We start from the raw sequence: 22963 nt of genomic DNA, 5'->3' as shown, positions 1-22963 counted from the left end.
GCTTCGTCGTAGTGAGTGCGGGTTTTGAGGCATCAGTGGAGGATGCCGACGAGGCGGTTGCCGAGCTGGCGGAGGGCGGAGTTGTAGCCGGCTTCACGGGCTCGCTGCTTGTCGTAGTAGCGGCGGGCGCCGGGTGAGACCCGCAGGGCGGAGAACGCCTGGCGCTGGAGTGCGTCGGCGAGCCGGTTGTTGCGGACATAGCGGGCCTGGACGGTGTGGCTCTTGCCGGATGCCCGGGTGACGGGGCTGGTGCCGGCGTAGTTCTTGCGGGCCTTGGCGGATGCGTAGCGGGTGGGGTCGTCCCCGAACTCGGCGAGCACCCGGGCGCCGGTGATCGCTCCGATGCCAGGCATGGAGAGGTAGATCTCAGCGTCCGGGTGCGCGAGAAAATGCGCCTTCACCTGCTCTTCCAGCGTGGCTATCTGTTCGTTGAGGGCGATCAGGAGACGGGCGTGGGCGGTCGTGGTGGCCCCGTAGGCGGCGGCCACCGGTTCGGGCAGTTCCAGGTGTTTCTCACGCAGCGCGGCCTGGATGGCCCCGGCTTTCTGGTCCCGGTGGTGGCGTCGGGCGCGGGCCAGGACGGCGGTGATCTGCGTGCGGGTCAACTTCGCCGCTGCCTGCGGGGTGGGCGCCTTGACGAGCAGTTCCAGCGCGTCCGTGCTGGTCAGCTCCAGACTCGCGTAGGCGTTCAGGGCGGCGGGAAAGTACTCGCGCAGCGTGTTGCGCAGCCGCTGAAAGGTGCGGGTGCGTTCCCAGATCAGGGTCTGGTGGGCGCGGGCGACGACCTTGACGGCCTGGGCCTGGTCGCTGTCGCCGGCAACGGGCCGCAACTGGTCACGGTCGATGCGGACCATGTCGGCCAGCGCGTGGGCGTCGCCCTTGTCGCTCTTGGCGCCGGAGGTGCCGTACCGCTCCTTGAACCGGGCGACCTGCCGGGGGTTGATCGCGTAGACCTGGTAGCCGGCGGCGAGCAGGGCCTGCACCCAGGTACCGCGGTCCGTCTCGATCCCGACAACCACATCGGCCGGCTCGAGATCCTCACCGGCGTGCCTCGCCACGAGCTCGTGGAGTTTGGCGATGCCTTCCGCGCCCTCGGGCAGCCTCACGGTCGCGAGGCGGCGGCCCGTGGTGTCCTGGACCTCGACGTCGTGATGGTCCTCGGCCCAGTCGTCGCCGATCAGCAGCAACTCTTCCTCCTGGTCAGGTACTTCCCGGTCGTGCAGCCCGCGGAAGACACGGCACGCGGCCTAATGGATCCAGTGCTCACGCTCAGCTCGGCGGGCACGCCACCCCATCAGCGGTCATGGCCTTCCGGCCGACCAGCAGGGGCACGGTCTGACCACAGAACTCGTACTGGTTCCGGCCACATAAGTGCTCACCTGCTGGCGGCTACGGCACCGAGTCTCTCCGACCCGGCAGCTCCCATTAGGCCGCGTATCTGTACTCGTTGATCACGCTGCCAAGTATTCGGGTGCGTAAAAGCCGGTGAGCGGACGGGGTGACCATGGGCGTCGGGTGCTCCTGGGCAAGGGGAGGGAGCTGTCCGCGAGCCTGGTGGGGGCGATGACCGTTGTAATGCCGGGCGTAGGAATCGAGGACCTGCCTCGCGTGCGTCTCGTTCCAGATCAAGAGGTGGTCGAGGGCCTCGCGCCGCAGGGTTCCAATGATCCGTTCGCAGTGCGCGTTCATCCGAGGGGCCCGCGGCGCGGTCCTGACGATGCGGATGTCGTCGGCCTCGAAGACTGCATCGAAGGACTCGGTGTACTTCGCGTCCCGGTCGCGGAGCAGGAAACGCAGCGAGTCCACCCGAATGCCCAACTCGACGGCGAGGTTTCTTGCCTGTTGCACCGTCCAGGACCCGGTGGGATGGGCGGTCACTCCGGCGATGTGCAGCCTGCGTGTGCTGTGTTCGAGGAACACCAGCGCGTAGACCCGTCGCAGGTCGACCAGGTCGATGTGGACGAAGTCGCAGGCGATGAGGCCCTCGGCTTGCGCGGTCAGGAACTCGCGCCAGGTCGGCCCGCTGCGGCGTGGGGCTGGATCGATGCCCGCTGCGGTGAGGATCTCCCAGACCGTCGTCGAGCCGACCGGGTGTCCGAGCCGGACCAGTTCCCCTTGGATCCGTCGACAGCCCCAGCGGGGATTTTGCTTGGCGAGCTGCAGGACCAGAGCCTTCACCGCACTCGCGGTCGCCGGTCTCCCGGGCCTGCTCCGGCGCTTGCTGTAGTCCCACTTGACCGCGATGAGCCTGCGGTGCCACGCCAGCAGCGTCGCGGGCGTCACCGGGAACACCTGCGTCCACCGGCGCCGGGGGATCAGCGAGGACAGTGCTGCGAACCACAGCCGATCCGTCGGCTCGTATCGCACCGGACTCGTGAGCTGCCTGCGCAGCACCGCGTTCTCGTGGCACAGCACCAGCAATTCCGCGTCCTTGGCCATGTTCCGGCGCAGCAGCACTGCCGGAACCGCGAGCAGCTTGCGTACCACCCGATACACCAGTGAGACGATCACCCGGACAGGGTTCCAGCAGACCGTGATGCCGCGCCAGACCCCCTCCGGGCAGCAGCGATGAGTTTCCGAACGGTATACCACCGCGAGCCGCTGCAGGTGATGATCGTCGATCTTGCTGCCGGGCCGCCCCCACGGCATCACCGCGGTCATCGCCGGTCCCGCTCACCCGCCATCGCCACGGCGGCCACCGCCCGGCCGGCCGGCCGCACCAGCTGCCCCACCACCGCCCGCCGGTTCACCTCCGGCAGCCCGGCCCACACCCCTTCGCCCGGCGCCGCCCTCACCGTCGTCTGGGGCCGACGTCACTCCCGTCTCGCATGGCGACCCGGTCCTCTCACCCTCGCGCCTGCGGCCCCGCAACCGCTCAGCCACCGCAGCCAGCCGCACCAGGCCCTCGCGACCGATTATCGGCGCCCGCTCGCGCTCTCGACCATCCATACGTGCAGTGTGACTGGGCGATGGAGCGGACCTACGGGTGGCTGATGTTCCACCGCCGCCTGGCGCGCGACTACGAAACCCTCCCGGCCCGGTCCGAGGCCATGATCCACCTCGCCATGACCGACCTGATGGCCCGTCGCCTCACCGGCGAAGCCACCGTCTCCTGGCGCGACCCGGCGCCCCTCTGAGCTTTTTGTGACCGGATCGGTCCGCATCGGGGCAGGATGGTGTCTTCGCGCGAGCCATGGCGAGGGCCAGGATCGAGGCATGAACAGAGCACTGATCGTCATTGATGTCCAGGAGTCGTTCCGGCAGCTGCCGAACTGGGCGGCCGTGTCCAACCCTGATGTCGTGGCACAGGTGGACCGCCTGGTCGAGGCCGCCCGGTCCAAGGGCGACCTGGTGGTATGGGTGCTGCACTCCCAGCCGGGCAGCGGAACCGCCTTCGACCCGGCCCTCGGCCATGTCCGCCTGATCGACGGCCTCGTCCCGGCCGATGGCGAGCCGGTGGTCACCAAGACCTCGCGCAACGTCTTCACCACGACCAACCTGCAGCAGCTGCTGACCGAGCGCGGCATCCGCGAGGTGGTCATATGCGGCATCCGCACCGAGCAGTGCTGCGAGACGACCGCCCGGCTGGCCTCCGACTTCGGTTTCCGGGTCACGTTCGTCACGGACGCGACGGCGACCCATCCGATCGAGCATTGGAACGCCCCCGCCGGGCGCTCCCTCGCGCAGATCCTCGCCGACCCGCTCACCCTCTCCACGGACCAGATCATCGCCCGCACCGAGTACGCGCTGGCGGGCCGCTTCGCGACCATCGCCGGTGTCGACGAACTGACCGGCAAGGCAGCCACGAGCGGCGGAAGGGGCTGACCGGATCGTGACCCGTGTCGTCTTCCTTCTCGTCCCGCAGCTGCATCTCCTGGATCTCGCCGGGCCCGCCCAGGTCTTCTCCACGGCGGCCGATTTCGGCTACGGGTACGAGGTGGGCTATGTGGCCGAGCGGGAGGACGTTCCCACCGCGCAGGGCGTGACGCTGAAAGCGGAGGTGAGCCTGCCGGAGCCCGCGCCTGACGATCTGCTGATCGTCCCCGGCTGGCGCGAGGTGAGGCTCCGAGGCAGTGGGCCGATCGGCCCGGCCGCGCTGCGGTGGCTCGCGGATCATCACGCGTCCGGCGGCACCGTCGCCAGTGTCTGCGTGGGGGCGGACGCACTCGGCCGGGCGGGGCTGCTCGACGGTCGGCGCTGCACCACCCACCACGATGTGCAGGACGAGCTCGCCCGGCGGTATCCCCGGGCGAGCGTTGTACGGGACGTGCTGTACGTGGTTGACGATCGCGTGGTGACCTCGGCGGGCATCGCCAGCGGCATCGACGTGGCTCTCCATCTGATCGCCGTCCGCCATGGCCCGGCCGCCGCCGCGCGCGTGGCCCGCCAGATGGTCGTCTACACCCGCCGCAACGGCCACGACCAGCAGGTGAGCGCGATGCTGCGGCACCGCGCGCACGTCAACGACGCGGTCCACCGCGCCCAGAACCTGATCGACTCCCGCTTCACCGAGCACCTGGGCCTGGCCGATCTCGCCTCTGCCGTCGGCGTCAGCGAACGCACACTGACTCGCCACTTCACGGAGTCGACGGGCCTGACCCCGTTGCGATACCAGCAACTCCTCCGCGTCGAGCGCGCCGAACACCTCATCGGCCAGGGCGCAACGGTCGAATCGGCGGCCCGCTCGGTCGGCTTCCAGGACGCGCGAATGCTCCGGCGACTCAGATCCCGCGGCTGAGCCCCCGGGTTGGGCCGGTGGTGTGTGCCGGGGCCGGCGGGCGGGTTCCAGGTCTCTCGGTTCGGCAGGCTGCCGAGGGCTTCGACGAAGGACGTCAGAGGGCGGGCGAACAGGGCCTGGTCGGGCGCGGGCCACGCCGCCGTGAACGCCGAGCGGCGGCGGTGCACCTGGTCGGTCAGGGCGCGTCCCCCTCCGTGCGGACCAGCAGGGCCCGGCGTCCGTCCGCCTGACCGGTCTCCCGCCGCCCGGCTGCGACGGGCGTTGCGCGGGGTCGGCGGTGTGGCAGCGGCCATCGACGATCCCGGCTTCCAGCCCGGTTCGAAGGCACCCTCAGTGGCGATGAGGGGAGGCCGGGTTGGTCAGCGCTTGCCGGCCCAACCGCTGCCGCCCCCCTGCGATGTACAGAAAACTTGACATCATGTCGCTGCTGTTTGACACTGCCCGTGTCAAGCTTTCTTTACATCGGGAGCGGCAGTGGCATTCGAAGAGAAACGTGCCTGGATCATGGTCCTGGTCACGGTCGCGTCATACGCGGCGTACCTGGGCGTCGTCCTTCGGCGGCACGAAGGAGCGGCGCCGCTGGCGCAGACGTCCTATGCGTCCCCGCTGCTGTGGACCGTCGGTGCGGCGATCGTCACGCAGATCGCGCTGAACATCACAGTGGCGATCGTGTCTCCCGAGGGCGCGAACACCAAAGACCAGCGCGACCGGGAGATCCACCGCTTCGGCATGTACATCGGGCAGTCGTTCATCGTGATCGGCGGCGTGGCCGGACTCGTCCTCGCGATGGTCCGCGCCGATCAGTTCTGGATCGCCAACGCCATCTACCTGGCGTTCGTCCTGTCGGCGATCCTGTCATCCACGGCGAAGATCGTCGCCTACCGGCTGGGCTTCCACCCGTGGTGAGGCCGACCAGGGTCACCAATGCGATCCGGGCGCTGCGCTTCGCCCACGGCGAGATGACCCAGGCCGAACTCGCCCGCCGCATCGGCGTGACCCGCCAGACCGTCATCGCCATCGAACAGGGCCGCTACTCGCCCACCCTGGAGATGGCCTTCCAGATCGCCCGAGTGTTCGGCGTCCCGCTCGAAGAGGCTTTCCAGTACCCCGGAACCGATGAAACCGGCGAAATCGAGGGAGAGAGCAAGTGAAGGCCATCGTCCAAGACGCCTACGGACCGCCCGAGGACCTGCGTGTCGAAGAGATCGCACAGCCGCAGCCCGGTAGCGGCGAGGTGCTCATCCAAGTCCGGGCGGCATCCGTAGACCCGGGCGTCTGGCACCTCACCACAGGCCAGCCGTATCTGCTGCGCGCCCTCGGTTTCGGGCTGCGGGCGCCCAAGGCACGCGTCCGGGGCATGGATGTCGCCGGACGGGTCAAGGCCGTCGGCCCGGACGTCACCCGCTTCCAGCCGGGCGACGAGGTGTACGGCACCTGCGACGGATCGTTCGCCGAGTACGCCTGCGCCAAGCAGGACAGGCTCGCCCGCAGGCCCGGCAACGCCGGCTTCGAGCAGGCGGCCGTCGTCCCGGTTTCCGGCTGCACAGCCCTCCAGGCGCTGCGCGATGTCGGGCGACTGCGGTCCGGGCAGAGTGTCCTCGTCATCGGCGCCGGGGGCGGCGTGGGCACCTTCGCGGTGCAACTGGCCAAGGCCCTCGGGGCCGGCCATGTCACCGGTGTCTGCAACGACGCCAAAGCGGAGCTGGTCCGCTCCCTCGGCGCCGACGAGGTGATCGACTACTCGCGTCAGGACCCCACCGACGGCACCCGCCGCTACGATCTCGTTCTCGACATCGCCGGCAACCGCCCCCTGGCCCGGCTGCGCCGCGTCCTGAGCCCCGGCGGGACGCTGGTCCTGGTCGGCGGTGAGGACGGCGGGAAGTGGTTCGGCGGCATGGGCCGGCTCCTGCGAGCGCTGCTGCTGTCTCCGTTCACCGGCCAGCGCCTCCGCGGCTTCTTCTCCACGCAGAGCCACGACGACCTGCGGCTCCTCGCGGAGCTCATCGAGGCGGGCGCGATGACCCCCGTCATCGACCGGACTTACCCGCTGGCCGACGTCCCCGAGGCCATCGGCTACCTGAGGAGCGGCCGCGCACGCGGGAAAATAGCCGTCAGCGTCTGACGGTGAGTTTCGCTCAAAGTGGGTGCCCGGCCAACGCCATGACCCCGAGAGGGAACGACATGCCAGTGTTGCGACAGGCCCGCGTCTCCGACCACGGCACGATCGTCGCATGTGTGCAGCAGTGGTGGGGGGACTCACGTACCCCCGCGCAGGCCCGCGAGCTGTCACTGCTGCTCCCCAAGCTGTTCTTGCAGTTTTTCTCCGGCATCAGCCTGGTCCTGGAGGACGAAGCCGGCATCAGGGCTTTCCTCATTGGTTTTCACGCCGCAGACAACGACGAAGAGGCGTACATCCACGGCTGGGGAATGGCACTGGACCAGCTGGTCGAGGTCGCGAAGTCGCTCTGACTGGTAGCAGCCGGCCCGGCCTCGGCACGTGCGGCCGGGCCGGGGGCACCATGTCGTTGCTCGGGCGCGCGAGCCGGGGGCAGGGGCGCCCGAGCAACGATCGGGCCGTGCGCCGGTACGGAACAGCGTGTACCGAGCGAGTGCCCGAACGCGGCCACCTTGCCGGCCTCCACCTCCGTGCCTCGATGATCTGGATCAATGACCTCCTGAAGGCAGCCGGTTGATCACAACATCACACAGGCCCTAGCCGCTCGACGTGCGGTGACCGCAATGGCGATTGCGCGATCTTAGCCCCGGATCCACCGTTCGGCTCGCCCCGATGATCAAGCAGAGTCTCCGGCGCAGCGCGTGGGCGAGGCGGGGCACCTCAGTAGGGTCGGGGACTGGAAACGGAGCGTCAGCCACCGCGCCAGTCCCCGACCCGGCTCAGCCAACGTTGGATAACCCGACTTTGGTTGTGACCAGCAGGTTTGGCCGGACGTCTGTTGAGCGAGGACAGTCGTGGCTACGGTGGCGGTGAGACCCGCCTGGAGGAGTCCATGAGCACCCAGCCCGACCACGCCCCTGCCGCGCCGTCGGCCCCGCCCGCGCCGACCGCGGCCGCGCAGCTGCTCGCTCAGCTACGGGCCAGTCACCGCGCCGACAGCTGGGTGCCGGCCTTCGAGCAGGACTGGGCACGCGCCCTGGAGGACTCCCGGCACAGCTACAGCCTCAGCCCGCTCCACGACGTGGTGCGCACCTGGCAGGCCCGCCTTGCGGCCGCCCCGGCCGTTCAGGCGTTCCTCACCTCCGGCAGGGACGACTCCGACGGCGTCGACCTGGCCGACGCCTTGGGCGAGCGCCGGTGAGCGACGCGCCGTGGCCCGCACGTCTGTCACCTCAGGCTGTGACCGTGCTGGAGGAACTGCCGGAGCACGCGCGTGAGATGGTCCGCGATGTGCTGGACCTTGCCGGCCGTGACCCGTGGTCGTTCCCGGTCTTCGACAGCCGGGACCCTGAGGGCGAGGACGTCCGCTCCGCCTCGGTCGGACAGCTGAGCGCCGTCTACTGGATCAACCGACCCGCCGGACGCCTGTACGTCCTCGACATCATCTGGCTTGGCTAGTGGCCCTGCAGGGCCACGGGGTGGCGCTGGGCCGCGCCGTTGCCTGATGTGGCCTCGTTTCCCGGATACAACCGCGTCCTGCCTGGCCCATGACCGGTGCGCAACCAGATGCGCACGCCGCGGCCGGGCATCGCCCGCTGCGCAGGGCCGGAGGGGGGCGGGGCCGGCCTGTTGCGCAACGGCCGGACGGGTTGCGCGTCCCTGCATATCTTCGCTGCGCTGCCCCCGCGTCTGCGCAGTCCGGCCGGACTGCCGTGCGCAACGCTGTGACCTGCCATGGTCGGCCCTGTGGTCGGGCTCGTGGCGCCCGTGGTCGGATGCCGTACCGGAGCGGGACCACCGGCCCGATCAGCGCCCCAGCTCGAGCTGGATTCGCTGCGCAACGAGCGCCGGACTGCGCACTCATGCGGTCCTGGCCGGGTTCTTGCCGTGGCGGCGCATTTCCGGACTGGCTGCGCAAGGCGCTTACCTGTTGTGGTCGGGTCTGTGGCCGGTCACGCCGCCCGCGCGTGTGAGGGATCCTTGGTATCTGTGTGATGGGGGCAGGGTGGGGATGCCGTGGTGCTGGGCGGTGGTGGCCACGACGATAGGCTGCCGCGGGCCGCGACCGCCGCGATGTCCGGGCCGGGATCTGCTGGTGGGTCTCTTCCGGCGGGGTGTCGGCTCCGGCTGCGATCAGCGGGTGGTCGTAGGCGGGGGAGGCGAGCGCGCCGGTGGTGGCGGAGTCCTCGCAGGCGGCCAGGGCGTCGGTGGGCGTTCGGCCCTGCCGCGCAGCCGACTTGCTCTCATGCCGGGCCGGGTCCGCCTGAACACACCGGTGCGCTTCGGCCTCCTTCAACGACGGCGAACGCCCCGGCGGCTGACTCCAGTGGAGCGGCCGCCGGGGCGCTGTGGCTGCTCATGCGGTACGTGACCGCGGAGCCGCCGTGAGGCGTTCAGACGAAGAGGAGGCGCTCGAGTTCGTCGCTGTCCGCCGACCTGGTGTACAGGGTGCCGCCGTCTTGGATGACCTTCTCGAGGTGGGCGTAGACCTGCAGGGCCCGGTTGATGGTGTCGGTCTTGGTGTCGCCGGTGAGCTTGACGGCCTGGTCCAATGCCGCGGCCCCCTTCGGGGCGAGGTTGACGGTGATTCGGCAGGGGCTCATGCCCTGCGGCTTGTCCTTGGAGTCCGCAAGCGAGGTGGACATCTGGCAGATCCCCCTTCAATCCGGTCCGTCCGGGTCTGGCGTGCGCTGCCCAGACTCCTGAATTTCTTCAGTATGGCAGGTTGGCCTCATGATGTCAATCAATCTCCTGCATGGATAGCATACATCGTATGCGCATCGTATGGCTGAGTGTGTTCAGCTGGCAGCTTCGTCACGGTCGCGTCCGAGCTGAGTGTCGGTCATGTGTACGTTGAAACAAGGGGGTTAGAGAAGTACAAGGATCGTCGGTACCGTTGACTATGAGCTGTTTGAGTGATGGGGGGAACAACCAGGGGAGAAATGGGGGAAGGGTGGCCCAGCACCTCGACCTCAGCGATGAAACGCCCAGCAACCGCGCGGACGTCTTCGCTCTGCGGGAGAGCGCGGGACTGACGTTCAGCTGGCAGCTCGGCCCGGCCAAAGTGGAAGTCACCACTGACAAAGCCGAGTCGACCTCACCGTCCGCGATCGGCGTGACCATGCTGCTACTGGCTGCCGGCGGAAGTGTTCCGGCCGTGCTGTTCACCCTGGCAGGCAGGGCGGCCCATGTTCCTCCCGCGCTGATTGCGGTGGGCGCAATCGTGCTGTTCCTGGTGGTCTTCGGCACCGGAACCCTGCTGATCCTGCGCGGTGGAGCGGGCAGCTCACCCCCCGCCAACCCGGCGCCTTCCTCCGAGGAGGTTCCTCCAGGCCGCCGAAGCGCCACCCAGCACACGCGCAACCGCCGCACTCGGCCAGGCCCTGCCGCGCGAGCACGCCGCAACCGATGAATCCACTGCGGCGCCCGGCGGTCTGGGACTGGTCATACCGACCTGGCGGAAGCGCTCATCTCCGCATCCGTAATCAGAATCCGGTCAGGGTCTGCGATCAGGCGGTCGATGGTTTGCTGCTCGTGGCGCACCTCTTACGTCCCCGCCGTGCCGCTCGGTCTTCCGGGCCCGGTTGTTGTTCGCTGGCTGGAACGGCGGCGCCGGAGGCGGTCACAAGAGTGAATTGTTCGTGATGGGGCGGTGGTGACTGAGACTCGCCCTTGTTAGCGATCTTTTATCCCCTGTGCGTGCCGACAACCTCCGTCACCCTATGCGACCTGCGCGTACTCGTGGATAAGGCCGCCGAGGCGGTCACGTCGGAGGATGCGCGATGGGGCGTCGACGGCGGGTGGTTCGGGTGCGCCGAGGCCGTCGGGGCGCCGTTGTCCCAGTGATCGGTGAGGCCGATGCTCGTTGTGGTGATCGGCGTACTCACCGACGATGAGCCGCAGGTGCCGCTCCCCGGTGATCAGGACGCGGTCGGTGGCCTCGCGCCTGCAGGATCCGACCCAGCGCTCGGCGATCGCGTTCATCCGGGGCACGCCCGGCAGGATGGGCACGACCCGGGCACCGACGGCGGTGAAGACCGCATCGAAGCCCTCGGTGAAGTAGCCGGCGTTGTCCCGGATGAGGAATCTGACGCCTTCGCCGCGTGTGTCGTCCCAGCTCATGAGGAGGTTCCGGGCGCACTGGGTGGCCCACGCGGCGGTGACGTGCCGGGTGACGCCGGCGATGTGGACCCGCCGGGTGCCGTGCTCGACGAAGAACAGGGCGAACAGGCGCCGCAGGAGAACGGTGTCCACGTGGAAGACATCGACGGCGAGGATCCCGCGGGCCTGAGCCTTGAGGAACCGGGCCCAGGAGCGGTCGGCGCGCTGGGGCGCCGGGTCGATCCCAGCCTCTTGGAGGATCTTCCACACCGTCGAGGCGGCGATCTTCCAGCCCAGGTTGAGCAGTTCGCCGTGGATCCGGGGATACCCCCACCCGTCATTCTCGCGAGCAAGGCGCAGCACCAGAGCACGCAGCGCCTCGGGCTTGGCCGGACGGCCCGGGCCTCGTTGCGGATAGGTCCACTTCTTCGCGACCAGTCTCGCGTGCCGGCGCAGCACGGTACGCGGGGTGACCAGCAGCTTCAACGATGAACGGTGACGCTTGCTCAGCAAGCGGAGCAGGGCGGCGAGCACCGCGCGGTCCCCGCGGGTGAAGGCTGGCTTGGGGCTGCCGCGCTGCAGGACGGCCAGCTGGTGCCGGAGCACCAGTATCTCGGCATCCTTGGCCGCGGAGGAGCGGGCCGGCAGGCGCAGCCGGCCGAGCAGGAGGCAGCCGAATCGGTAGACCAGACGGAACGTCACGCTTCCCAAGCCTGCGCCGACGGGCTCGCGAACACCTTCGATGTGATCCCATCGTGACTCTGAAGCCGCAGCTCAGCACAGGTGACAGGGTTGTCGGCACCCACAGGTTCCTGGACGCTGCCAGTGCACGACCGTAGTGGGCGGTTTACGTGGCGGGCGCGCTGCCGTCTAGGACGCGAGGTGCCGTATCGATGAATAGAGGTACTGGCCCTCCTCCAGGGGCTGATCGGGAACGTGTCCCCGCCACAGCATGATGCCGTGGCGCCGTTCCCAGTAAGCGGCGTATGCCGCCTTGGCGAGCCGGTCCGGTACAAATATCAGTGGCAGAAGGGCCGCCAAGGGCTCCCAGAACAGGGCAACGACCAGCGTCGACACCACCAGGAAGGCGACGAACCTTCCGTCCAGGCTATGACGGAGAGACTCGCCAGGTGTGGGAAGTGCCGTGTCGGGGTTCAAGGGAACCGCTCTCTCGAAGTCCCGCTTCTCGCCGCCCAGCCACGTCAAGCGGGTGGACGTGAGCACCCCGTACACAGCGCCGAGCGCGATGACGGCAACGGCAGCCCGCCAACCGGCATCCACTTTGGGGATGCCGCGCACGCCGAACACCACTGGCACGCTGATGGCCACGGCACACACCGCCTCGGCGATGGTTGTCAACTCGTGGTGGACATACCTGCGCATGCTCTCCCCCTCCACACCCGCCTCCCCGCATCGAGTGCCACACTCACTATGCACGCGGTGGCTTCTCACCGCACCGGCAATGTGTACGACCCGCACTCCGACGCCGAGGTCCAGGACGAGCGCGCAGCCGAAGCCGGGGGAGCCGAGCCGCGCCGACTCCATGACCTGCTGTGGTCGGGCCTGTGGTTGGGGCCATGGTCGGGGTGGTGCGCAGCGGCTTCGCCAGGCGGGCAGGGGCTGCGTGGGGCAGCTACAGGGGCGCGGAGTGCATCCAGCTGACGGTGCGGTCGGGGTCCTGGGCGGGGTGCCCTACGGGCTCGGCAGGGGCCGCCTTGCAGTACGTCGGCCAGCGGGGCCGCGAGGACGGGCACGTGGCGCAGGAGGCCGGCCGGCGCCGGGTTGGCGGCGGCCGCGTGCAGGGCGGTGATGCGGGTGGTGATGCCGGTGGGGCCGGTGCCGTCCAGGACGAACCGCAGCCGGGGGAAGAGCGGGTAGTGCCGCCGCCGTTCCTCCTGCAACGGTTCCTGGAAGGCCGGCCGGTGCCGTCTGCCGGGCGCGGGTGCGGGCACGTAGTGGTAGAGGCGGGCATAAGAGTTGAGCTTGGCGGCCAGGCGCTCGGGCCCATGGTGGCCCGGCCGGCCCTCCACGAACGCCCGCAGCATCGACCCGTCACCGCCCTCGCTGTCGGCGTACACGTGAAGGCGACCTCCTGGGTCTTGTAGGCCCCGGACTCCTATCTCTGACCCGAAGTGCAGCCGGTCGTCCTGCGCGAGCTGGACGACAAGAAGCGCGCCGACCGGACCGAGATGCTGCGCGCGGCCTCCGAGAGCAGCGAGCGGCTCCTGATCGTGGCGGGGCCCGGCCGGGGATTGCTTTCCTCAGCCGGGCTCGTATGCGCGGTGGGCACGGGGTCGCCTCTGCTGGCGGGTCGGGGTGGGGCGCGCTCGGCCGCTGCGCGGTGGGTGCCGGCCGGGGACTGCGCTGGACGGCGACCGCGGCGTCGTCGTCGCCAAGGTGTCCGCCGGCGTGGGCGAGCAGGTCGCTGCGCAACGAGCGCCGGGTTGCGCATTCATGCCGTCGTGCCGGGTTCTTGCCGTGGCTGCGCATTTCCGGCCGGTGGGGCTGCGCAGCGTGCTGGCCTGCTGTGGGTCAGACGGAGGACCATCCCGCTCCCCTGGGCGGTCAGCTGGGGTGGGCGGCGGCCTTCAGTTTCCAGCCGCTGCCGCTGCACCCCTCGTGCATCGGCGGGAAGCGGTGCCCTTTGACGTCCGTGCTCCATTGATGCTGTCCGCAGTCGCACTCGTAGATGCCCGACTCGGGGACGATCTCGCCGGGGTGGTAGATCTGGTCGCTGCTGTTGCTCATGTGTCCGGTTTAAGGGCCCGGCTGGCGTCCTGCGACTCGGGGCACCGGACAGGGCGACACGGTGCGCGGCGTGCTGACGCCTCGCGGGGATGAGCGGGTCCCCTGTCGCCTGGCAGCGGGGGCCTCCTCGTGTCACCGGGCATCCGCGTGTCTCCATGACTTCTCCGGGGGAGCCACGTACCCCGCGGAAGGGCTGTGGTCGGGCCTGCGCAGTCGGGGCATTGCGCAGGCCCGCGGGCAGATGCGCTAGGCATGGGAGTGGTGGGTGTGCATCCAGCTGACGGTGCGGTCGGGGTCCCGGACGGGGTGCCCTACGGGCTCGGCAGGGCCACCCTGCAGCAGGTCGACCAGCGGCGCCGCCAGCACGGAGACGTGGCGCAGGAGGCCGGCCGGCGCCGGGTTGGCGGCGGCCGCGTGCAGGGCGGTGATGCGGGTGGTGATGCCGGTGGGGCCGGTGCCGTCCAGGACGAACCGCAGCCGGGGAAAGAGCGGGTAGTGCCGCCGCCATTCCTCCTGCAGCGGCTGCTCGCCGGCTGGCCGCTGCCGCGGGTACGTACTGGTGGAGGCGGGCATAGGCGGTGAGCTTGGTGGCCAGGCGTTCGGGGCCCATGGTGGCCCGGTCGGCCCTCGACGAAGGCTCGCAGATCCGCTACCGCCGCATGCCCACCAACTGTCGAACTCGGGTTTACGGACAAGGGCGTTCCTCTCCGACCATCTCACCTCCCGGAACCAAGGAGATCACGTCGGGCGTCTTTTTGATCACTGCTTCGTGGCAGTCCCGCGAAGCGCTACTCGCCTCACGACAAGGAGAGCCGTCCATGGCAGACGACGCACGCGGCCAGTCCGACGACCTGCATCCCCAGGCGCCCTGGTGGTGGGGCATCGGCCCGGTGGGAGCCGTCATCCTTGTCATCGCCGGGATCGCCTGGGCGTTGTGGGTTTTCCTCGGGTCGTCCGGCGCTGCGGACAACCCGACGGCCGGCTACCAGGCGAGCAAGGTCATCTCCATCGGTCTTGTGCTCGGGGGCACCGTCGTACTGGAGCGGTTTCGCAGTCGCACTTCGCGGGCGCGGGAGACAAAGGACCAAGAGAACGGTTGAGGTGTCCCAGTGATCGTCGGCGGTAGGCCGTCAGGCCAGCTGCACGACACTGGCCTGCGCACCTTCCGCCACCGTCAGCGCGTGCCTGACCCGCAGCCGCACCGCGGTCCGGTCGGACACGGTCTTCGGTGGCCGCCGTCCCCGCAGCTCCGGCCACTCGCAGGCGACCTGCACCCCGTACCGGGTGGGGAACCAGACCCGCAGCCGCCCCCTCTGGGGCAGGGTGATCCGGTCGACCAGCGCCTCGGTGCGCAGCTTGGCCGGCCGGCGCCGGGTCTGCTCGATCCGCAGCCGGGGGTTGAGGATGTGGTGCATCTGCTCGGTGGTCGCCATCCGGTACTGCGTCAGCACCGCCGGCGCCATCCGGTCGCCGCCGCCCGCGTCCACGTCCGCCATCGCCGGCCTCCTCCGCATGGTGCGGCGCCGACCCTGTCCGGCACCGCGCGTACCGGCCAGAGCAGCAGCCGGCGCCGTGTTGGGACTTCTTGAAAATCCCCACCCCTACTCTTCGCTCCAGTTGATTGCAGGCTCGACCAGGGAGCGGGTCAGCCGGTTTCACTGCCCGCGCTGGCCATCCCAGGAACCGCAACCTCGACCATCCGGCCGCCGACGTGGCCGCGGGCGCTCTGCGTCTCTCCGAGGAGGAACCGGCCCTCTTGGGCCGCCTTCGCCGGAGCGGGGCGTGAGCGCAGGAATCGTGCTGCTGGAACGACGAGGTTCACCAGGGGACGGCTTCGCGTGGGGACGTGGTACGGGAGGCTCCCAGCTCAGCGGCCTGATCGGAGTTTGACACCCTCCAGACTTGACGGCTAACGCTGTTAGCCGTATGGTGACGACCGCTCGGCTAACGCTGTTAGCTCAATGGGATCAGTCTTGACGCGGGAGGACCACGTGACCACTGCCACGACCCCCGACAGCACCCTGCCCGTCGCCGGACCCGGCCGGCCCACCAGCATCGCAACCGCGCGGACGGCGCGCCATGGCTGACCGCGTGCAGCAGATCACGGCCGCCGCCCGGGAACTGCTCGAGACCGAAGGGCCGGACGCGTTGTCGATGCGGCGCATCGCCGAGCGCGTCGGCATCCGGGCACCGTCCCTGTACAAGCACTTCCCCGACAAGGGCGCCGTCGAGGCCGCCCTCCAGGCGCAGGGCATGGCCCAGTTGGCGCAGGAACTGGAGGCCGCCGAAGCCGGGATCGGCGTCGAAGCACTCATGCCTGCGCTTGCCCGCGCCTACCGGCGGCACGCCCTTGCCAGCCCGCACCTCTACCGCATCACCCACACCCGGCCGCTCGTCCGCACCGCACTGCCCGAAGGGCTCGAGGGCCGCGCGGCGATGCCGTTGGTCCGCGCGGCGCACGGCGACGTCGACATCGCGCGCTCGCTCTGGGCATTCGCGCACGGCATGGTCGTGCTCGAACTCGACGGCCGCTTCCCGCCCGGCGCAGACCTGGACGCCGCATGGCGAGCCGGCTGCGAGGCGTTCGCCCGTGCCATCCACGACAAAAGCCAGGGAGACACCGCATGACCGTGACCGCTACGGGGCCGGCCACCGCCACCGCCACCCGCGCCGCCGGATACACACACGCCGCGGCATGGATCGTCGGGCTCGCCGTCGCATGGGGCGCCACGCCCGAAGTCGGTGACACACACGCCCGGATCGCGACCGCGTACGCCGACCGGCCGGTCCAGGCGATCGCCCAGGCGCTGCTCGTGCACGGTGTGGCAGCAGCCGGCCTTGTGGTCGTCGGATCCGGACTGCTCGGCTGGGCCCGCCGGACCGGCAACGCTACAGCTCGCTTCGCCGGATGGGCCGGGACGGCCGCGGCCGCACTCGCGTCCGTACAACTCGTCCTGGAGCTGATCGCCGTGTCCGGAGCCGATCCGGCGTCACCGGGCAGGACCGGCACACTGTTCGAGGTGGTCCAGCGCGTGGACGGCGTCAAGATGTTCGCGCTCGCCGCTGCTGCCTGCGCGGCCTCGCGGCACGGCTCACTGCTGCGGCGTTGGGAGGCCGTCACCGGCTGGGCCCTCGCCGCCACGATTACCGCGTCCGGCATCGGCTACCTGCTGCCGTCCACCGCCCTGACCCCGATGGCGTTCGTATCCCTGCCCCTGCTGCTGGTCTGGATCGCCGCGCTCGGCACAGCCCTCGGCCGCCGGTCCTGAGCCCGGAGCTCCGGCACCGGACCGCTGGGCATCGACACCTCATCGACACCGAGCGGGAAGAAGAGCGTCAACGGCCGCTTGCTACGGCCGCCGTCAGAAGAGATCCTGCGCTGTATCCGGCGGTGGATCGAGGAGCGGGGCGAGGACCCGTCCGTGCTGCGCCTCGCCGACGCCGTCGGATGCGTAGCACGGCGTCGGATACCTACTACCTCGCCCACCTGGCCCGGTGTGCTGATACGCGACGGGCGCGGCTGGAACACTTGCCGCCTGGGCCGCTGACCCTGCCCAAGATCATCGGCAACATCTCTTGCCCGATCTCCTGCGGCATCTGCTGCATGATCTCTTGCGGCAGCTCTTGCGCGAGCCTTCCCGCCGGTCTTGCAGCGCCGCAGGTCACCAGGCCTAAAACGGTGTGGTCGGGGTGCTGACATCCCCCTATGCGCCTCTCGCAGCCGTCCCGAAGCAGGAAAGAGAAAGGGTTGGGGCGGGCTGGGGCCGGTGGTCGGCGCGGCGGGGGATCGGGCGGCCCGGGGCTCGTGTTGCGCGGCGGCAGGGGCCTCCGCGCTGCACGCCGGGCGGGGCCCGGCACGCCAGAGGAACAGGCGGCCAGGGCGCAGCGGCAGCGGCAGGCCTGTCACGACGTCGCGCCGGAAGTCCCCACGGACGGCATCGCCGCCGCCTGATGACCGCCCCCGGCTACCGAGCCGAGATGGCCGTCCGCTTCGTCATCTGGGGCCAGGCCACCGGCGCCGTCGGCCAGCCTGCCGAGGCCTGAGCACCGGCCCGAATCCCGACCCCCGCCACGCCCCGACGCGCCGTCGGAGATCCATGCACCCAGCAACGTGATGCGATGAAGGAGCGGGGCCTCCCGCTCCGGCCGGGTGCGAACGATGCTCGGTCCAGGAGAAGTAACGACCGTCCACAGGCAGGAGGCCCTGATGGACCAGATGCAAGCCTACGACGGACCTCAGATCGTGGGCATGGACCTGCACCGCAACCGCTCGGTACTGCTGCGCATGACCCCCCAAGGGGAACGGCTGGAGCGGATTCGCATCGACAACAGCCCGGCCGCCCTCAAGGCCGAGATCGCCAAGGCCGGCCCGCACCCGCAGGTGGTGCTGGAAGCCACCTACGGCTGGTACTGGGCCGCCGACACGCTCCAGGAAGCCGGAGCCGAGGTGCACCTCGCGCATCCGCTGGGCGTGAAGATGTTCGGTTACCGGCGGGTGAAGACCGACGACAAGGACGCCGCCGACCTGGCCGACCTGCTGCGCATGGGACGCCTGCCGCAGGCGTGGATCGCTCCCCGCCGGACCCGCCAGGTGAGGGAGCTGGTGCGCTACCGGCACAAGCTGGTAGGCATGCGCACCTCGGCCAAGGACCAGATCCACGCGGTGCTCGGCAAGGCTGGCCTGCACGTGCCCGTGACCGACGTGTTCGACCGCGGCGGCCGCACCTGGCTGGCCGGGATACCGCTGCACGGCTCCTACCGGGTACGCGCCGACTCCCTGCTCCGGCTGATCGCCTTCCTGGACGGCGAGATCGCAGAGGTGGACAGGCTCATCGCGCAGGCCCTGGCGGGCGATCCCGGCTACCGCGCGGTGCAGACGATCCCCGGCATCGGCCCGGTCTTCGCCGCCGTCATGGTCGCCGAGATCGGCGACGTGGCCCGCTTCGCCGGACCCGGCCAGCTGTGCTCCTGGGCGGGGCTCACCCCGCGGCACCGGGCCTCGGACACCAAGGTCCACCGCGGCAGGATCACCAAGCAGGGCTCGCCACTGCTGCGCTGGGCCTGCGTCGAGGCGGTCCAGCGCAGCGGGGCCGACACCCCGATGCGGCGCCTGAAGGACCGCATCGTCTACCGCCGCGGCACCACGGCCCGCAACGTGGCCAAGACCGCCGCGGCCCGCAAGCTGCTCACCCTGGTCTACTACGCCCTGCGCGACGGCGAGGTCCGCTGCCTGACGAAGCCGGACCCGGCGCGAGCAGGCCGGAACGCGGCCGACGCGTGATCGCGCACTGTCTGGCCCCCGCGCATGCGGCGCGGCCGTTAACGTGATCGATCCCGTCGGCCGTCGCGGAACGCCCCATGCACAAGCTCGTCCGGCCGCGGGGCCGGACGCAGCCGCGAAGGGATGACCGGCAGCCGAGCCTGCCCACCCCACGACCACACCTCTGGGGCGAGACACCACAACTCCATACCCCCGGTCCCCGGCGCCGCCAGTGTGCGCCGATCCGCCGCGGCCTCAAGGCCGTTCGTCCTCGGCTCCGCCTGCGGGCGCTCCGCCTTGACCCCGCGCCTGGGCTCGGCGTTGCCCGAACTCGGCCGGAAACCGGGAAAACAGACAGGGTAACACCCTTGACCGGCCCCGCTCCTTCAGGGATGACAGCGCTGCGACGGCGTGCGACCCAGCGCGAAGGAGTGGGGCGGCATAGCGATGAGTCTGGACGCTGCGGGGGGTCTGATCTGGCAGATGCTGGTCCAGACTCGGAAGAGGACGCCATGGTGATCGTCGCCGGACAGATCTTTGTCGACCCTGCTCAGCGAGAGCAATACCTGGCTGGGTGCGTCGGCATCGTGGAGCAGGCGCGCCGCGCACCGGGCTGCCTCGACTTCGCGATCACTGCCGATCTGATCGACCGGGGGCGGATCAACGTCTTCGAGCGGTGGGAGAGTCAGGAGGCCGTCACGAGCTTCCGTGGCAGTGGCCCAAGCGAGGAGCAGAGTACCGCGATGCTCGCAGCCTCCGTCGCCGAGTACGGCGTTGTGGATGTGCGCTCGCTCACCTGACCCTGTTCCGTCAGGAGTTCTCCTGCCCGACATCCACGGCCATCACGTGCACGCGCACATCGGGTCCGGCGGGCTCGGCGACGCCGTGGCCGCGGCGGGCCTAGAGCGTGTCTCCTTGTTCGTGCGCCGGTGCCAGCTGCACTGGCTGGTCGAGAAGTCAGACGACGTGAGGGAGCTGCTCGGATACTGTCGCTGCGGAGGTGGAGGCTTGTGTCCTGGCCGTCTGTGATCGTTCTTGCCCCTGTGGGGCGACGCCCGCTACTTGAGGGGCTAATCCGTTCCTTTGATCTCGCGCCGGATGCTGCGACGGGTGACGAACGGCTCCACTGGCACGGGTACTCGTACTACCTCGACCTCTCCGGCAGGATCCTGGCCGACTACGAGCCGGACGAGCTTGCGGAGGTGAGATCCCAGATCGGTGAGCCGTACGGGGTCTATGTCTCGTGCGAGTCCATGGACGCGGCCCGGGCCTTCCTCCGTCGCGTTCTCGATGGTTTCGACGGTCTTATCGACACCAACCACCACGAAATCCTGTCGACGCATGAGTTCCTCACGCTGCTGGACCATCACCCGGAATGGGACTGGCGTCGCCAACCAAGCACGGACCTGCGGTAGTACGTCCGCTGACAAGGTGGACCTTCGTGCTCAGGCCGCCGCGGGAGCGGCCGAGCGCATGGTCCTCAGGTTCAGCCCGATCTGAAGCCCCTTTTTCCTGGCTCCGGCAGCGTGCTGGTGGGCCTGGCAGACGGTGGAGTCCACGGACACGGTCCAGCCGATGTCGCCAGCACCGTCGGCCGCTGCCAAGAGCACGGCGAGGATCCGTTCCCAGGTGCCGTCCACGGCCCACCTGAGCAGCCGTTTGTGAGCAGTCTGGAACGGGCCCAGCTCGTCCGGCAAGTCTCGCCAGGGCGAGCTGGTGCGGTACTTCCACGCGATGGCCTCCAGGGTTCGGCGGTGGTCGGCCCATCGCCGACCGCGGACTGGATCAGCCGGCATCAACAGCTCGATCAGGACCCACATCGCATCAGTGATCACCAACCGGACAGACACATCTGAACAGAACTCCCGACTCAGAAGACTAGGTCCGCCATACCCGCGACCGCGCACCAGGCCGTGACCTCCTCCAGCGCGACGGCCACTGTATGGTCGTCGTCGGGATCCGGGTCGAGGGTGACCGCCGTGACGGCTGGAGCAGCGCCGTACGTGGCCGGGAACGTCCACTCGGCCCTCCCGTCCACGCCGTCGGGATGCGCAGCACCGCGTCGGTCGCCTACCACCTGGCCGACCTGGAGTGGTCTGGCGCGCTGATACGTGGCGGCCGGGGCTGGAACACCTGCCGCCTGGGCTACTGACCCCGCCCAAGATCATCGGCAACATCTCTTGCGCGATCTCCTGCGGTATCTCCTGCATGATCTCTTGCGTCATCTCTTGCGCGAGCCTTCTCACCGGTCTCGTAGCGCCGCAGGTCACTGAAGATCCACCACCTTGAAGTTGCTGGTCACGGGGCTGGTGTGAGTCGTTGATCGTGCTCTCGCGCTGGTCGGGGGCGGTTGTCGGAGCTCAAGATCGTCTGCCGTTTCGGCGATCACGGATCCACGGGTTTCCCGGCGTGCGCGGGGCGCCTGTCCGTACGATCCGGGCGGGAGGTGCATCGGGTGGCCCAGGACGCGGAACCGGACCTTCGCGAGCTGATCACGGCCCGCAGAGCGGAACTGGAGTTGCAGGCGGAGAAGTTGAGTCAGCAGCTTCAGGAAGTACGCGAGGAGCTGGAGGAGCTCGCCGTGGCCGAGCGGGTTGCGCGTCGGCTGGCCGAGCAGCTGCGCGTGGAGCGGGAAGCGGTGCCGGCACCGGCTGCCGGGCAGGTCGCGGGCCGTGCGGTGCTGCTGGTGCCGCCGCGCGAGCGGGGCATGGACGAGGCGGTGCTGCCCGCGGACTACCAGCGGATCATGGACGTGGTGCGGCGGGCGGAAGGGCCGGTCATGGTCAGGCAGGTCTGCGCCGGGCTGGGGATGTCCACCGAGCCGGCCCGCTCGGAGGCAATGCGCGCGAAGCTGAACCGGCTGGCCGAGCGGGGCTGGCTGCGCAAGCCGGCCGACGGGAAGTTCACCACCACGCTGTGAGCGTCCGCCCAGGACCGTAACCCAAGGGCCCCCGGCGGCAGTTGGTATCGTATGCGAAACAAGACCAGCCCCGCCGGGGGCACCGGAACGGTTGTCTACCAGTCCAGCCTCACGCTGTCCACGGCCACCCTGACCCTCCTCGGCGACCTGCTGCGCGGTCACCTGAAGAAGATCGGTTCGCGGTGGCGCAAGCTGCCGCCCGGAAGAATCGCCACGATCGTGCTGGCCGTTCTCCGCCATGACCAGCGGCTTGCCGACATGGCGGGCGGCAACCGCATCTCCGCGACCACGGTGCGCCGCTGGGTGATGGAGGTGATCGAACTGCTCGCCGCGCGGGCCGAGCGGCTGGACCGCGCGCTGCAGAAGGTCACCCGAAAGGGTGGCCACGTGGTCCTGGTCGACGGCACCCTGATCCGCACCCGGCGCCGCACCGGGAAAGACAACCGGCGCAACTACAGTGGGAAACACAAGACCCACGGCCTGCTCTTCCTGGCACTCACCGACGACAAGGGCCGCCTGCTGTGGATCTCCGCGGCCCGCCCGGGACGCTCCTCGGAGATCACCACCGCCCGCTACAACAGGCTCGTCGAGCAGTTGCGGGCCCACGAGCTGGGCGCCATCGGCGACCTCGGCTTCACCGGCCTGGACGACGATGTGGACAACCCCGTGGTCATCACCGGCTACAAGGCCGCCCGCACCAAGCCACTCACGAAGGCGAAGAAGCAGGTCAACAAGCTGATCGCGTCCGTCCGCGCGGTCTGCGAGCACGCCTTCGCCCACTTGAAGAACTGGCGCATCCTCACCAAGCTCCGGCTGTCGTCCCGTTACGCGACCACGCTGCTGCGGGCGCTGCTCGTGCTGACCAACACCGAGGTCGCACGCTGACAGACGATCTTGGGAGCAGGCAACCGCCCGCGACCAGTACGAGTACGAGATCGCTGACTCACACCAGCCCCGATGACCTGCGGGTTCGAAGTTGGAGGAAGCTCAGTGCCATGGCGAGGTTCCCGGATCGTGGAGGTTCCGTGAAGCCGGGTGCGTGCAGGGGGAGCGTCGATGCTGGCGAGCAGGCTGCACTGA

The 22963-nt window shown here is 69.6% G+C and carries 26 protein-coding genes and 3 pseudogenes; 18 read left to right on the top strand and 11 right to left on the bottom strand.

Annotated elements, in window-relative coordinates:
* Positions 1–35: 35 nt before the first annotated feature.
* Together ACX25U_RS40155 and ACX25U_RS40150 are read right to left on the bottom strand one after the other, a co-directional pair.
* Positions 36–1187: pseudogene (locus ACX25U_RS40155) on the bottom strand (IS110 family RNA-guided transposase); the annotation flags it as partial.
* Between the two features lie 238 nt (positions 1188–1425).
* Complete coding sequence (locus ACX25U_RS40150; RefSeq protein ID WP_454387466.1) at positions 1426–2511, bottom strand: integrase core domain-containing protein; 1086 nt, start codon at positions 2509–2511, stop codon at positions 1426–1428.
* A gap of 452 nt (positions 2512–2963) precedes the next feature.
* On the opposite strand from ACX25U_RS40150, the pseudogene ACX25U_RS40145 reads away from it, so the two are divergent.
* From ACX25U_RS40145 to ACX25U_RS40105, 9 genes and pseudogenes are all read left to right on the top strand, one after another.
* Positions 2964–3137: pseudogene (locus ACX25U_RS40145) on the top strand (IS5 family transposase); the annotation flags it as partial.
* A gap of 79 nt (positions 3138–3216) precedes the next feature.
* On the top strand, positions 3217–3825 hold the full coding sequence (locus tag ACX25U_RS40140) for a cysteine hydrolase family protein (protein WP_454387465.1): 609 nt from the start codon (positions 3217–3219) through the stop codon (positions 3823–3825).
* A gap of 7 nt (positions 3826–3832) precedes the next feature.
* Positions 3833–4738 carry a GlxA family transcriptional regulator gene (locus tag ACX25U_RS40135; RefSeq protein ID WP_454387464.1) on the top strand — a complete coding sequence of 302 codons (906 nt, stop codon included), beginning with the start codon at positions 3833–3835 and terminating at the stop codon, positions 4736–4738.
* A gap of 474 nt (positions 4739–5212) precedes the next feature.
* A complete protein-coding gene (locus ACX25U_RS40130) occupies positions 5213–5644 on the top strand; it encodes a hypothetical protein (RefSeq protein WP_451391042.1) in 432 nt (143 codons plus the stop codon).
* A complete protein-coding gene (locus tag ACX25U_RS40125; protein ID WP_389173471.1) occupies positions 5638–5889 on the top strand; it encodes a helix-turn-helix transcriptional regulator in 252 nt (83 codons plus the stop codon). The genes ACX25U_RS40130 and ACX25U_RS40125 overlap by 7 nt, the downstream gene beginning before the upstream one ends.
* Entirely contained in the window at positions 5886–6860 is a 975-nt protein-coding gene (locus ACX25U_RS40120) for an NAD(P)-dependent alcohol dehydrogenase (RefSeq protein ID WP_454387462.1), read from the top strand. The genes ACX25U_RS40125 and ACX25U_RS40120 overlap by 4 nt, the downstream gene beginning before the upstream one ends.
* Before the next feature lie 59 nt (positions 6861–6919).
* Positions 6920–7207: a hypothetical protein gene (locus ACX25U_RS40115; RefSeq protein WP_454387460.1), complete on the top strand. Its 288-nt coding sequence runs from the start codon at positions 6920–6922 to the stop codon at positions 7205–7207.
* Positions 7208–7746: 539 nt separating this feature from the next.
* A complete protein-coding gene (locus ACX25U_RS40110) occupies positions 7747–8055 on the top strand; it encodes a DUF6247 family protein (RefSeq protein WP_454387458.1) in 309 nt (102 codons plus the stop codon).
* A 44-nt stretch (positions 8056–8099) separates the two neighbouring features.
* On the top strand, positions 8100–8312 hold the full coding sequence (locus ACX25U_RS40105) for a hypothetical protein (protein WP_454387456.1): 213 nt from the start codon (positions 8100–8102) through the stop codon (positions 8310–8312).
* A 935-nt stretch (positions 8313–9247) separates the two neighbouring features.
* On the opposite strand, the gene ACX25U_RS40100 is transcribed toward ACX25U_RS40105, so the two are convergent.
* Positions 9248–9499 carry a hypothetical protein gene (locus tag ACX25U_RS40100; RefSeq protein ID WP_454387454.1) on the bottom strand — a complete coding sequence of 84 codons (252 nt, stop codon included), beginning with the start codon at positions 9497–9499 and terminating at the stop codon, positions 9248–9250.
* A gap of 308 nt (positions 9500–9807) precedes the next feature.
* Between ACX25U_RS40100 and ACX25U_RS40095 the strand changes: the two genes are divergently transcribed.
* Positions 9808–10266 carry a hypothetical protein gene (locus ACX25U_RS40095; RefSeq protein ID WP_454387452.1) on the top strand — a complete coding sequence of 153 codons (459 nt, stop codon included), beginning with the start codon at positions 9808–9810 and terminating at the stop codon, positions 10264–10266.
* 308 nt (positions 10267–10574) lie between these two features.
* Here ACX25U_RS40095 and ACX25U_RS40090 read toward each other — a convergent pair whose 3' ends face one another.
* The 5 genes from ACX25U_RS40090 to ACX25U_RS40070 all read right to left on the bottom strand — a co-directional run bounded on the left by ACX25U_RS40090 (position 10575) and on the right by ACX25U_RS40070 (position 14276).
* The gene (locus ACX25U_RS40090) at positions 10575–11657 is read right to left on the bottom strand and encodes an integrase core domain-containing protein (protein WP_454387450.1); all 1083 of its coding nucleotides are present in this window, start codon (positions 11655–11657) and stop codon (positions 10575–10577) included.
* Positions 11658–11825: 168 nt separating this feature from the next.
* Positions 11826–12338, bottom strand: a complete 513-nt coding sequence (locus tag ACX25U_RS40085) for a hypothetical protein (protein ID WP_454387448.1) — start codon at positions 12336–12338, stop codon at positions 11826–11828.
* A 65-nt stretch (positions 12339–12403) separates the two neighbouring features.
* Entirely contained in the window at positions 12404–13033 is a 630-nt protein-coding gene (locus ACX25U_RS40080; RefSeq protein ID WP_454387446.1) for a hypothetical protein, read from the bottom strand.
* Positions 13034–13520: 487 nt separating this feature from the next.
* Entirely contained in the window at positions 13521–13703 is a 183-nt protein-coding gene (locus tag ACX25U_RS40075) for a hypothetical protein (RefSeq protein ID WP_454387444.1), read from the bottom strand.
* 246 nt (positions 13704–13949) lie between these two features.
* Positions 13950–14276 carry a hypothetical protein gene (locus tag ACX25U_RS40070; RefSeq protein ID WP_454387442.1) on the bottom strand — a complete coding sequence of 109 codons (327 nt, stop codon included), beginning with the start codon at positions 14274–14276 and terminating at the stop codon, positions 13950–13952.
* A 245-nt stretch (positions 14277–14521) separates the two neighbouring features.
* Here ACX25U_RS40070 and ACX25U_RS40065 point away from each other — a divergent pair, with 245 nt between their 5' ends.
* A complete protein-coding gene (locus tag ACX25U_RS40065; protein ID WP_454387440.1) occupies positions 14522–14803 on the top strand; it encodes a hypothetical protein in 282 nt (93 codons plus the stop codon).
* 30 nt (positions 14804–14833) lie between these two features.
* On the opposite strand, the gene ACX25U_RS40060 is transcribed toward ACX25U_RS40065, so the two are convergent.
* On the bottom strand, positions 14834–15199 hold the full coding sequence (locus tag ACX25U_RS40060; RefSeq protein WP_454387438.1) for a replication-relaxation family protein: 366 nt from the start codon (positions 15197–15199) through the stop codon (positions 14834–14836).
* A 583-nt stretch (positions 15200–15782) separates the two neighbouring features.
* Between ACX25U_RS40060 and ACX25U_RS40055 the strand changes: the two genes are divergently transcribed.
* The 5 genes from ACX25U_RS40055 (at position 15783) to ACX25U_RS40035 (ending at position 20378) form a co-directional block, all read left to right on the top strand.
* Complete coding sequence (locus ACX25U_RS40055) at positions 15783–16331, top strand: TetR/AcrR family transcriptional regulator (RefSeq protein WP_454387436.1); 549 nt, start codon at positions 15783–15785, stop codon at positions 16329–16331.
* Entirely contained in the window at positions 16328–16972 is a 645-nt protein-coding gene (locus ACX25U_RS40050) for a hypothetical protein (protein WP_454387435.1), read from the top strand. The genes ACX25U_RS40055 and ACX25U_RS40050 overlap by 4 nt, the downstream gene beginning before the upstream one ends.
* Before the next feature lie 938 nt (positions 16973–17910).
* Positions 17911–18984, top strand: coding sequence for an IS110 family RNA-guided transposase (locus ACX25U_RS40045; RefSeq protein WP_454386631.1), 1074 nt, complete (start codon positions 17911–17913; stop codon positions 18982–18984).
* A 491-nt stretch (positions 18985–19475) separates the two neighbouring features.
* Positions 19476–19763, top strand: coding sequence for a putative quinol monooxygenase (locus ACX25U_RS40040; protein WP_454387433.1), 288 nt, complete (start codon positions 19476–19478; stop codon positions 19761–19763).
* A gap of 225 nt (positions 19764–19988) precedes the next feature.
* Positions 19989–20378, top strand: coding sequence for a hypothetical protein (locus tag ACX25U_RS40035; protein ID WP_454387431.1), 390 nt, complete (start codon positions 19989–19991; stop codon positions 20376–20378).
* Here ACX25U_RS40035 and ACX25U_RS40030 read toward each other — a convergent pair.
* Positions 20320–20813: pseudogene (locus ACX25U_RS40030) on the bottom strand (IS5 family transposase); the annotation flags it as partial. The gene ACX25U_RS40035 and the pseudogene ACX25U_RS40030 sit on opposite strands and share 59 nt — an antisense overlap.
* Positions 20814–20833: 20 nt before the next feature.
* Positions 20834–21001 (bottom strand): hypothetical protein, encoded by a 168-nt coding sequence (locus tag ACX25U_RS40025; RefSeq protein WP_454387430.1) that lies wholly within the window; start codon positions 20999–21001, stop codon positions 20834–20836.
* Positions 21002–21418: 417 nt separating this feature from the next.
* Here ACX25U_RS40025 and ACX25U_RS40020 point away from each other — a divergent pair, with 417 nt between their 5' ends.
* Positions 21419–21883 (top strand): hypothetical protein, encoded by a 465-nt coding sequence (locus ACX25U_RS40020; protein WP_454387428.1) that lies wholly within the window; start codon positions 21419–21421, stop codon positions 21881–21883.
* A gap of 51 nt (positions 21884–21934) precedes the next feature.
* Positions 21935–22768, top strand: coding sequence for a transposase family protein (locus ACX25U_RS40015; protein WP_454387426.1), 834 nt, complete (start codon positions 21935–21937; stop codon positions 22766–22768).
* Positions 22769–22963: the final 195 nt, after the last annotated feature.

The sequence above is a fragment of the Streptomyces sp. JNUCC 63 genome, assembly GCF_054366325.1.
This window is presented reverse-complemented; position numbering and strand designations above follow the sequence as displayed.